The following is an 11,529-nucleotide window of genomic DNA, read 5'->3' on the forward strand; positions in this document are numbered from 1 at the left end:
GGGAGACGGGCTTTGTAATGACAGAGCAATTGCCATGCCTAAAATTGAATAGGCATTCAATAACTCCTGAAAACGACGTCGCACGTGTCTAAATATGACGCGCGGCGAGTAGGGGATATAGGTGCTATCAATGCGGGAAAGTGCCCTTCTGCGACAGGTGTGAGCAGATCGGTAGCACTTGTGGGAACTGGGCTGCGGGCAACCCGGCAAGAGTGTCACCCAAGGCACGGGATGACGGGTGGTCGTGGCGGTGATTGTACCCGACCTTTGATGAGGCCATTTATCTGTGAGCGACGCGCCAAAAGATGGCGCGTTTTGGTGCGGGTGTTCGATTTACGCGCAGTTTTGACTGGTCCGGCCCCTTCGCGGGCAAGCCTCGCTCCTACCGACACCACTGTCCGCAGGAGCGAGGCTTGCCCGCGAACAGGGTCAATGCGGTCTCAACACTCCACCGCACTCACCGCCAACCCGCCCCGCGATGTCTCCTTGTATTTGTCATGCATATCGGCGCCGGTATCGCGCATGGTGCGGATCACCCGATCCAGCGAGATGAAGTGCTGACCATCGCCACGCAACGCCATCTGCGCCGCGTTGATCGCCTTCACCGCCGCAATCGCGTTGCGCTCGATGCACGGCACTTGCACCAGGCCGCCCACCGGGTCGCAGGTCAGGCCGAGGTTGTGCTCCAGGCCGATTTCCGCCGCGTTGCACAACTGTTCGGGCGTGGCGCCAAGGATCTCCGCCAGACCCGCGGCAGCCATGGCGCAGGCTGAACCCACTTCACCCTGGCAACCGACTTCGGCGCCGGAGATCGAGGCGTTCTTCTTGCACAGGATCCCCACGGAAGCCGCGCCCAGGAAGTAGTCGACGACATTGGCGTCGGTCACGTCTTCGCTGAACTTCATAAAGTAGTGCAACACTGCCGGGATGATCCCCGCCGCGCCATTGGTCGGTGCCGTGACCATGCGCCCGCCGGCGGCGTTTTCTTCGTTGACCGCCAGTGCATAAAGGTTGACCCACTCCATCGCACTCAAGGTCGAGCCGATCACGTTGGGCTTGTTCAGCTCCTGCAGGCTGCGGTGCAACTTGGCCGCGCGACGGCGCACGTTCAGACCGCCGGGCAGGATGCCTTCGTGCTTGAGGCCGTGATCGACGCAATCCTGCATGGCGCGCCAGAGTTTCATTAGGCCGCTGCGGATCTCTTCTTCGCTGCGCCAGACCTTCTCGTTGGCCATCATCAATTGGGCCACGCTCAGGTTGTGCTTCTTGCACAGCTCCAGCAGTTCGGCGGCGCTGGAGAAGTCATACGGCAACACGGTGCTGTCCAGGTCGACGACGCCGCTGCAAGCCTGGGCTTGATCGACGACAAAACCGCCGCCGACCGAATAATAAGTGTCGCGATGCAACTCGCCGTCATCACCCTCGGCGACCAGGGTCATGGCGTTGGGGTGAAACGGCAGGTTCTCGTCGATCAGGCGCATGTCCCGCGCCCATATAAAAGGCACCTCGAGACGACCATCGAGCAGCAGCGTGTCGGTTTCACGCAGGGTCGCGATGCGGATGCCGATTTGCGACGGATCGATCGCGTCCGGCCACTCGCCCATCAGGCCCATGATCACCGCGTTGTCGCTGCCGTGGCCGATGCCGGTGGCGGACAACGAACCATAAAGCTGAACCTCGACGCGCCGCACCTGCTCCAGCAGCCCGCGTGCGCGCAGATCCTGCACGAACAGCGCCGCGGCGCGCATGGGTCCCACGGTGTGCGAACTGGAGGGGCCGATGCCGATTTTGAACAGGTCGAAAACGCTGATAGCCATGACTGCCGAACTCCTGGATGAGCCTGATCCAGGCGCCCAAAGCGCCCGGTGGCGGAGCTGCTACGCTCAAGCTGCAATCCGCCGAGATGGCCGCATCATCCGGCTTTTATCGTGTCGCTCGACGTCTCGGACCGACGCACTCTTGTCCACCAGCGCCGTGTGCGTTTTACGCCATGTTTTCGCGGTTTTGGGCGGTGCAGACGGGGGAAAAGGGGCGAAAAAATCTGTAAACGACGTCACCGACACTGGATGCGACCATCCCTGTACTGGTTACGACGCACCCTGTAGGCGTCAGATTTTCACTGGTACATGATCTTATTCGACTCGATTGCAAAGGCGCTGCGGTAGAGCTGTCACAAGAACGCCACCCAACCGCAACCTATAAGTGCGGTAGTCCAAGTCGGAACACTGCCAAAAAAAAACACCAAGGAGTCCATTCATGAAAGGTTCCCCGTCGTTGTTGTTGGCCGCCATGCTTAGCCTGCCGGTTCTGGCTCAAGCCGCAGAACCGGCACAATGCAGTACCGTGAACTTCTCCGATGTCGGTTGGACCGACATCACCGCGACAACCGCCACCACCAGCGTCGTGCTCAACGCGCTGGGCTACAAGACCAAGACCACCATGATTTCCGTGCCGGTGACCTACAAGTCCCTGGCCGACGGCAAGAACATGGACGTTTTCCTCGGCAACTGGATGCCGACCATGGAAAACGACATCAAGGCCTACCGCGACGCCGGCACCGTGGACACCGTGCGCACCAACCTCAAGGGCGCCAAGTACACCCTGGCCGTTCCTCAGGCCCTCTACGACAAAGGACTGCATGACTTCGCCGACATCGCCAAATTCAAGAAGGAACTCGACGGCAAGATCTACGGGATCGAGCCGGGCAACGACGGCAACCGTCTGATCCAGAGCATGATCGACAAGAACGCCTTTGGCCTCAAAGACGCCGGCTTCAAGGTCGTCGAATCCAGCGAAGCGGGGATGCTGTCCCAGGTCGACCGCGCACAGAAACGCGACACCGCCGTGGTCTTCCTCGGCTGGGCGCCGCATCCGATGAACAAGCGCTTCAAGATCCAGTACCTCACCGGTGGTGACGATTTCTTTGGCCCGGATTTCGGCGCCGCCACCGTGGCAACCAACACCCGCAAGGGCTATGCCGAGGAATGCAGCAACGTGGGCCAGCTGTTGAAAAACCTGGAGTTCACCGTCGACATGGAAAGCGAACTCATGGGCAACATCCTGGACGACAAGATGAAGCCTGACGCGGCCGCCAAGGCCTGGCTGAAAAAGAATCCACAGGTGCTCGATACCTGGCTCGCTGGCGTGACCACCATTGACGGTAAACCTGGCGTGGACGCCGTGAAAGCCAAGTTGAATCAGTAATCGCTTATGCCGGACGGCTCCGGCCGTCCGGGCTGTTTATTACCTTGCATGCGGACGTTCACTACCATGCTGATTGATCAGAAAATACCTCTAGGCCAGCACATCGCGAGCTTTGTCGAATGGTTGACGCAACACGGCGCCAGCACCTTCGACGCCATTGCCGTGACACTGGAAACGATGATCCACGGCGTGACGTTTGCGCTGACCTGGTTCAACCCGCTGGTCCTGATCGGCCTCATCGCCCTTCTGGCCCACTTCATCCAGCGTAAATGGGGCCTGACCGCCTTTGTCGTTGCCTCCTTTCTGCTGATCCTGAACCTGGGGTACTGGCAGGAAACCATGGAAACCCTCGCCCAGGTGATGTTCGCGACCCTGGTCTGCGTATTGATCGGCGTGCCGTTGGGCATCGTCGCCGCGCACAAACCGATGTTCTACACTTTAATGCGTCCGGTACTCGATCTGATGCAGACCGTACCGACCTTCGTGTACCTCATTCCTACCCTGACCCTCTTCGGTCTGGGTGTGGTCCCGGGCCTGATTTCGACGGTGGTGTTCGCGATTGCCGCGCCCATCCGCCTGACTTACCTGGGTATCCGCGATGTCCCTCAAGAACTGATGGACGCCGGCAAGGCCTTCGGCTGCTCGCGTCGCCAACTGCTGACACGGATCGAACTGCCCCACGCCATGCCGAGCATCGCGGCAGGCATCACCCAGTGCATCATGCTGTCGTTGTCGATGGTGGTGATCGCGGCACTGGTAGGCGCCGACGGACTCGGCAAACCGGTGGTCAACGCACTGAACACTGCTGATATCGCCCTGGGCTTCGAAGCGGGCCTGGCGATCGTACTGCTGGCGATCATGCTCGACCGTATCTGCAAACAACCCGACGCCAAAGTAGGGGGTGACGCATGAGCATTATTCGCTTCGATAACGTCGACGTTATCTTCACCAAGGATCCGCGCGAGGCGCTCAAGCTGCTGGATCAGGGCCTGACCCGTAACGAGATTCTGAAGAAGACCGGCCAGATCGTCGGTGTGGAAAAGGCCAGCCTGGATATCGAGAAAGGCGAAATCTGCGTGCTGATGGGCCTGTCCGGCTCCGGCAAGTCCAGCCTGCTGCGCTGCATCAACGGCCTCAACACCGTGAGCCGCGGCAAGCTGTTCGTCGAGCACGAAGGCAAGCAGATCGACATCGCGTCCTGCACCGCCGCGGAACTGAAAATGATGCGCACCAAGCGCATCGCGATGGTGTTCCAGAAGTTCGCCCTCATGCCTTGGCTGACGGTGCGCGAGAACATCAGTTTCGGTCTGGAAATGCAGGGTCGTCCGGAGAAGGAACGCAAGAAGCTGGTCGACGACAAGCTCGAACTGGTGGGCCTGACCCAGTGGCGCAACAAGAAGCCCGATGAACTGTCCGGCGGTATGCAACAACGCGTGGGCCTGGCCCGTGCGCTGGCGATGGATGCCGACATCCTGCTGATGGACGAACCGTTCTCGGCACTCGACCCGCTGATCCGTCAGGGCCTGCAGGACGAGCTGCTGGAGCTGCAACGCAAGCTGAGCAAAACCATCGTGTTCGTGAGCCACGACCTCGACGAGGCCCTGAAGCTGGGCAGCCGTATCGCGATCATGAAAGACGGCCGGATCATTCAGTACAGCAAGGCCGAGGACATCGTCCTCAACCCGGCGGATGACTATGTGCGCACCTTCGTGGCCCACACCAACCCGCTCAACGTACTGTGCGGCCGCAGCCTGATGCGCACCCTGGACAACTGCAAGCGCATCAACGGTTCGGTGTGCCTGGATCCGGGCGGCGACTCCTGGCTCGACCTGGCCGAAGGCAACACCATCAAGGGTGCTCGCCAGAACGGTTCGGTACTGGACCTGCAGAACTGGGCACCGGGCCAGGCCGTGGAAGGACTGGGTCGTCGTCCGACCCTGGTGGATTCGAACATCGGCATGCGCGACGCGCTGCAGATCCGCTACCAGACCGGCAACAAACTGGTGCTGCACGACAACAACAAAGTCGTCGGCATCCTGGGCGACAGCGAGCTGTACCACGCACTGCTCGGCAAGAACCTGGGGTAAGGCAACAGACAAAAAACGCCGCGAGAGATCGCGGCGTTTTTGTTTGTGGAGCAAAGATCAAAGGATCGCAGCCTTCGGCAGCTCCTACATTGGAAAGCGTACACCTGCAGGAGCTGCCGAAGGCTGCGATCTTTTGATTGGTTACAGACTTGATGACCCCTTCGCGGGCAAGCCTCGCTCCTACAAGAGCACACATGATCTGTAGGAGCGAGGCTCGCCCGCGAAGAACTCAACGCGGTGCTTCAGACCGAAACACCATCTCGACGCACTTGCGCTTGCCCCGGCTCCAGGTCCAGCTCGGTCAGAAGCTCATTGAACCCCCGACGACTACGCGCCGCCAACTCCGCCTGTTCCTGCTCGATTTGCACGTCCCGGCGCATCGCCTTGTGCAAGCCGAACATGAAGAACACCAGCACCACCGAGAACGGCAGACCCGCCAGCACCACCATGGTTTGCATGGCTTCGAAGTTACCGGCGAACAGCAGACCGATGGTCACCAGGGTGATCACCACCGACCAGAAAATCCGCAGCCAGTGCGGCGCGTCTTCATCGACGGTACCGCCCTTGCACGAAAGGTTGGCCATCATCACCGCACCGGAATCCGCCGGCGTCAGGAACAGCACGAAACCAACGAAAATCGAAACGCCGATCACCACCTTCGACGCCGGGTAATGCTCCAGCAACTGGTAGATCGCCATCGACGGCTGTTCCAGCGCCGTCTTGCCCAGCTCCAACGCGCCCTGGTTCATCACCAGGTCCAGCGCCGAGTTACCGAAGATCGACAGCCACGCCAGGGTGAAACCCAGCGGAATCAGCAGCACGCCGGCCACCAGTTCACGCACGGTGCGACCACGGGAGATACGCGCGATGAACATGCCCACGAATGGCGCCCAGGAAATCCACCACGCCCAGTAGAACAGGGTCCACAGGCCCAGCCAGCGGTCGGACTTCTCACTGTCGCCTTCGTAGACGTACAGGTCGAAGGTCTTGAGCACCACGCCGTTGAGGTAGTCACCGACGTTCTGCACGAAGCCGTTGAGCAAATGCAGGGTCGGGCCGAACAGCAGCACGAAAATCAGCAAGCCGCTGAACAGCATGATGTTGAGGTTGGACAGGCGGCGGATGCCGTTTTCCACACCCGACACGGCGGCGATGGTCGCCACGGTGCTCATCACGATGATCACGATCAAAAGATTGGTGTTGCTGTGCTCCATGCCGAACAGGTTTTCCAGACCCGACGCCACTTGCAGCGAACCGATCCCCAGGTTGGTCACCAGCCCCAGCAGGGTCACGAACATGCCGAAGCCGTCCACCGCATGCCCCGCCGCGCCCTTGACCCAACGCTCGCCCACCAGCGGGTACAGCGCCGAACGCAATGCCAGCGGCTGGTTGTGGCGATAGGCAAAGTAACCCACGGCCAAACCGACCAGCGCGTAGATCGCCCAGCCATGCAGGCCCCAGTGCAGGAACGTCAGCTGAACCGCCTGACGCGCCGCCTGGTTGCTGCCGGCCGCGCCTTCGGGCGGGTTGAAGAAGTGATCCAGCGGTTCGGAAGCGCCAAAGTACAGCAGCGAAATGCCGATACCCGAGGAGAACAGCATCCCCGCCCAGGCGCCGTAACTGAAGTCCGGGGTGTCGTCCTTGGTGCCCAGTTTCAGTTTGCCGTAGGACGAGAACGCCAGGCCCACGACGAAGATCAGGTAGGCGGCAATGACCACCATGTAGTACCAGCCAAAACTGCGGGACAACCAGGCTTGCGCCGTACCGAGCAGTCTGCCGGCCTCTTGCGGGGCGATGATCAGAATGGCGGTCAACAACAGAATCAACGCGGTCGAGGTGTAGAACACCCAACCGTTGACCGTCACCTTTTGCGGTGGGGTCTTTATTAGCGAGGCAGAACTCATGGCACAGATGCTCCGGGCAGTGCGAGATGAAGAACGCAAGACAAACGAGTCACTCGACCAATCGGTTAGTGGGCAGCCGACCAGCGGGTGATATAAAGACAGCCGGAAAAAAGCCCGAAGCCTGGGGACGCCGTGGCGTACTGGTTTCGAGCTGATTTGGATGTCGGTTAGCCGCCATTTACACGTAGGAAAAATCTGTAAGGAGCGACGAATTGTCGCGGATCTTATTCTTTGTTGATTGAACGTTCAATCAAAACAAAATAGACTGGCCCACAAGCCGGTAGACGCTCGTCGTCTGCCGCAAGGGCCCAAGGAGATGTGCAAGATGCCCAAGGTCGGTATGCAACCCATCCGCCGCCAGCAATTGATCGAAGCCACTTTGCAGGCGGTCGATCAGGTCGGAATGGGGGACGCCAGCATTGCGCTGATCGCCCGTTTGGCCGGTGTCTCGAACGGCATCATCAGTCACTACTTTCAGGACAAGAATGGCCTGATCGCCGCCACCATGGGGTACCTGATGAGCGTCCTGAGCGAGAACGTCACCGCGCGCCGTCAGGCGCTCAAAGATGACAGCCCCCGGGCGCATCTGCAGGTGATCATCGAAGGCAACTTCGACGCCAGCCAGGTCAATGGCCCTGCAATGAAAACCTGGCTGGCCTTCTGGGCCACCAGCATGCACCAGACGTCTTTGCACAGGTTGCAGCGGATCAACGATCACCGTTTGTATTCCAACCTGTGCTGCCAGTTCCGCCGCGTACTGCCGCTCGAAGATGCGCGCAGTGCAGCCCGTGGCCTGGCGGCGTTGATTGACGGTTTGTGGTTGCGCGGTGCGTTGTCGGGAGACGCTTTCGACACCGAGCAGGCGCAACAGATCGCTTACGAATACATGGATTTCCAATTGGCCAAGCGGGTGAGCTAGAGCACAAAAGAACGCTCGACACCCGCACCGTGCCGCCACTCATGCACTTGCGAGGACTTTATGGCCCGTTTCGAACTGCAAAAACTCTACATCGATGGCGCTTACTCCGACGCTGGCAGCGACGCCACTTTCGAAGCCATCAACCCGGCTAACGGCGAAGTCCTCGCAAAAGTACAACGTGCCACCAAGGAAGACGTCGAGCGCGCTGTCGTCAGCGCCGAAAAGGGCCAGAAAATCTGGGCCGCCATGACCGCCATGGAGCGTTCTCGCATCCTGCGTCGCGCCGTGGAAATCCTGCGTGAGCGCAACGACGAACTGGCTGCCCTGGAAACCCTGGACACCGGCAAGGCCTACTCCGAAACCCGCTACGTGGACATCGTCACCGGCGCCGACGTGCTGGAGTACTACGCAGGCCTGGTGCCGGCCATCGAAGGTGAGCAGATTCCGCTGCGCACCACTTCTTTCGTCTACACCCGTCGCGAGCCGCTGGGCGTCGTGGCCGGTATCGGCGCGTGGAACTACCCGATCCAGATCGCCCTGTGGAAATCCGCACCGGCCCTGGCTGCCGGCAACGCGATGATCTTCAAGCCAAGCGAAGTCACCTCGCTGACCACCCTGAAACTGGCCGAGATCTACACCGAAGCGGGCCTGCCAGCCGGCGTGTTCAACGTCCTGACCGGCAGCGGCCGCGAAGTCGGCACCTGGCTGACCGAGCACCCGCGCATCGAGAAAGTCTCGTTCACCGGCGGCACCGACACCGGCAAGAAAGTCATGGCCAGCGCCTCGAGCTCTTCGCTCAAGGACGTGACCATGGAACTGGGCGGCAAATCCCCGCTGATCATCTGCGACGACGCCGACCTGGATCGCGCCGCCGACACCGCGATGATGGCCAACTTCTACAGCTCCGGTCAGGTCTGCACCAACGGCACCCGCGTGTTCGTGCCGAGCCACATGAAGGCCGCCTTCGAAGCCAAGATCGCCGAGCGCGTCGCGCGCATCCGCATCGGCAACCCTGAGGACGAAAACACCAACTTCGGCCCGCTGGTCAGCTTCGCCCACATGGAAAGCGTGCTGGGCTACATCGCCAAGGGCAAGGAAGAAGGCGCACGCGTACTGTGCGGTGGCGATCGTCTGACTGACGGCGCATTCGCCAAGGGCGCGTTCGTGGCACCGACCGTGTTCACCGACTGCACCGACGACATGACCATCGTGCGCGAAGAAATCTTCGGCCCGGTGATGGCGATCCTGAGCTACGAAACCGAAGAAGAAGTGATCCGCCGCGCCAACGACACCGACTTCGGCCTGGCCGCCGGTGTGGTCACCAAGGACCTGAACCGCGCCCACCGCATCATTCATCAACTGGAAGCGGGCATCTGCTGGATCAACGCCTGGGGCGAATCCGACGCCAAGATGCCGGTCGGTGGCTACAAGCAGTCGGGCGTGGGCCGCGAGAACGGGATCAGCTCTCTCAATAACTTCACGCGCATCAAGTCCGTGCAAGTCGAACTCGGTGAGTATGTTTCAGTATTTTGATTAGCTGATCCAGCTACAAGCGGCAAGCTTCAAGCTGCAAGTAAAAGCAGTTTGGTTTGCCGCATCTCTTCGATACACCGCTCGCTGCTTTTTCTTGCAGCTTGAAGCTTAGAGCTCGCAGCTCTCAAGGAGCCCCCATGACTCAAGAATACGACTACATCATTGTTGGCGCAGGATCGGCAGGCAACACCTTGGCTACCCGTCTGACCGAAGACGCCGGCGTCACCGTCCTGCTGCTCGAAGCGGGCGGTCCGGACTACCGCATGGACTTCCGCACGCAGATGCCGGCCGCCCTGGCGTTCCCGCTGCAGGGCCGTCGCTACAACTGGGCCTACGAAACCGATCCGGAGCCGCACATGGACGGTCGCCGGATGGAATGCGGTCGCGGCAAGGGCCTGGGTGGCTCCTCGCTGATCAACGGCATGTGCTACATCCGCGGCAACGCCATGGACTACGACGGCTGGGCGAAACTGCCGGGCCTGGAAGACTGGTCCTACCTCGACTGCCTGCCGTATTTCCGCAAGGCGGAAACCCGTGACATCGGCCCCAACGATTACCACGGCGGCGAAGGCCCGGTCAGCGTGACCACGCCAAAGGCCGGCAACAACCCGCTGTTCCACGCCATGGTCGAAGCCGGCGTGCAAGCCGGTTACCCGCGCACCGAAGACCTCAACGGTTACCAGCAGGAAGGCTTCGGCCCGATGGACCGCACCGTGACCCCCAAAGGCCGTCGTGCATCCACCGCCCGTGGTTACCTGGACGTGGCCAAGAAGCGCTCGACCCTGACCATCGTCACCCACGCCCTGACCGACAAGATTCTGTTCGAAGGCAAGCGTGCGGTCGGCGTGCGTTACCTGGTGGGCGCCGCTGAAGAGCGCGTTGAAGTCAAAGCGCGCAAGGAAGTGCTGGTCTGCTCCGGCGCCATCGCTTCGCCGCAACTGCTGCAACGTTCTGGCGTCGGCCCGGCCAAGCTGCTGCAAAGCCTCGATATTCCGGTGGTCCACGACCTGCCTGGCGTAGGTGAAAACCTGCAGGACCACCTCGAGTTGTACCTGCAATACGCCTGCACCCAGCCGGTGTCGCTGTACCCGTCGCTGCTGTGGCACAACCAGCCGGCCATCGGTGCCGAATGGCTGTTCAACGGCACCGGCATCGGCGCCAGCAACCAGTTCGAAGCCGGCGGTTTCATCCGCACCCGTCCGGAATTCGAATGGCCGAACATCCAGTACCACTTCCTGCCGGTGGCGATTAACTACAACGGCAGCAACGGTGTGCAGGAGCACGGTTTCCAGGCGCACATGGGTTCCATGCGTTCGCCGAGCCGTGGTCGGATCCAGGTCAAATCCAAGGACCCGCGCCAGCACCCGAGCATTCTGTTCAACTACATGGCCACCGAGCAGGACTGGCAGGAATTCCGCGACGGCATCCGCCTGACCCGTGAAATCATGCAGCAGCCGGCACTGGACGCCTTTCGGGGTCGCGAGATCAGCCCGGGTATCGAAGTGCAAACCGATGAGCAGCTGGACAAGTTCATCCGCGAGCACGCCGAAACCGCGTTCCACCCGTCCTGCTCCTGCAAGATGGGCACCGACGAGATGGCGGTGGTCGACGGTCAGGGTCGCGTGCATGGCATGCAGGGCCTGCGCGTGGTCGACGCCTCGATCATGCCGATCATCACCACCGGCAACCTGAACGCACCGACCATCATGATGGCCGAGAAAATCGCCGACCGGATCCGCGGTCGCCAGCCGCTGCCGCGCAGCAAGGCCGCCTACTACGTGGCCGGTGATGCGCCGGTGAAGGGCAAGGCGGTGCGGGAAGTGCCTCAGACCGCGTAATACCGCGTCGGGGCCAATCGCGGGCAAGCCCGCTCCCACAGGTT

The 11,529-nt window shown here is 61.0% G+C and carries 8 protein-coding genes; 6 read left to right on the forward strand and 2 right to left on the reverse strand.

Annotated elements, in window-relative coordinates:
- Positions 1 to 440 precede the first annotated feature (440 nt).
- Entirely contained in the window at positions 441 to 1,817 is a 1,377-nt protein-coding gene (locus HNO86_RS08760; RefSeq protein ID WP_175376607.1) for an L-serine ammonia-lyase, read from the reverse strand.
- A gap of 439 nt (positions 1,818 to 2,256) precedes the next feature.
- On the opposite strand from HNO86_RS08760, the gene HNO86_RS08765 reads away from it, so the two are divergent.
- The 3 genes from HNO86_RS08765 to choV all read left to right on the forward strand — a co-directional run bounded on the left by HNO86_RS08765 (position 2,257) and on the right by choV (position 5,291).
- On the forward strand, positions 2,257 to 3,204 hold the full coding sequence (locus HNO86_RS08765) for a choline ABC transporter substrate-binding protein (protein ID WP_175376608.1): 948 nt from the start codon (positions 2,257 to 2,259) through the stop codon (positions 3,202 to 3,204).
- A gap of 66 nt (positions 3,205 to 3,270) precedes the next feature.
- The gene (gene choW / locus HNO86_RS08770; protein ID WP_175376609.1) at positions 3,271 to 4,116 is read left to right on the forward strand and encodes a choline ABC transporter permease subunit; all 846 of its coding nucleotides are present in this window, start codon (positions 3,271 to 3,273) and stop codon (positions 4,114 to 4,116) included.
- Positions 4,113 to 5,291, forward strand: coding sequence for a choline ABC transporter ATP-binding protein (gene choV, locus HNO86_RS08775; RefSeq protein ID WP_175376610.1), 1,179 nt, complete (start codon positions 4,113 to 4,115; stop codon positions 5,289 to 5,291). The genes choW and choV overlap by 4 nt, the downstream gene beginning before the upstream one ends.
- A 242-nt stretch (positions 5,292 to 5,533) precedes the next feature.
- Here choV and HNO86_RS08780 read toward each other — a convergent pair whose 3' ends face one another.
- Positions 5,534 to 7,138, reverse strand: a complete 1,605-nt coding sequence (locus HNO86_RS08780) for a BCCT family transporter (protein WP_372242522.1) — start codon at positions 7,136 to 7,138, stop codon at positions 5,534 to 5,536.
- 382 nt (positions 7,139 to 7,520) lie between these two features.
- On the opposite strand from HNO86_RS08780, the gene betI reads away from it, so the two are divergent.
- The 3 genes from betI to betA all read left to right on the forward strand — a co-directional run bounded on the left by betI (position 7,521) and on the right by betA (position 11,485).
- Positions 7,521 to 8,114 (forward strand): transcriptional regulator BetI, encoded by a 594-nt coding sequence (gene betI, locus HNO86_RS08785; protein WP_175376611.1) that lies wholly within the window; start codon positions 7,521 to 7,523, stop codon positions 8,112 to 8,114.
- Between the two features lie 60 nt (positions 8,115 to 8,174).
- A complete protein-coding gene (gene betB / locus HNO86_RS08790; RefSeq protein WP_175376612.1) occupies positions 8,175 to 9,647 on the forward strand; it encodes a betaine-aldehyde dehydrogenase in 1,473 nt (490 codons plus the stop codon).
- Positions 9,648 to 9,784: 137 nt separating this feature from the next.
- Positions 9,785 to 11,485: a choline dehydrogenase gene (betA, locus tag HNO86_RS08795; RefSeq protein ID WP_175376613.1), complete on the forward strand. Its 1,701-nt coding sequence runs from the start codon at positions 9,785 to 9,787 to the stop codon at positions 11,483 to 11,485.
- Positions 11,486 to 11,529: the final 44 nt, after the last annotated feature.

Source organism: Pseudomonas sp. C1C7, assembly GCF_013359595.1.
Lineage (GTDB): Bacteria > Pseudomonadota > Gammaproteobacteria > Pseudomonadales > Pseudomonadaceae > Aquipseudomonas.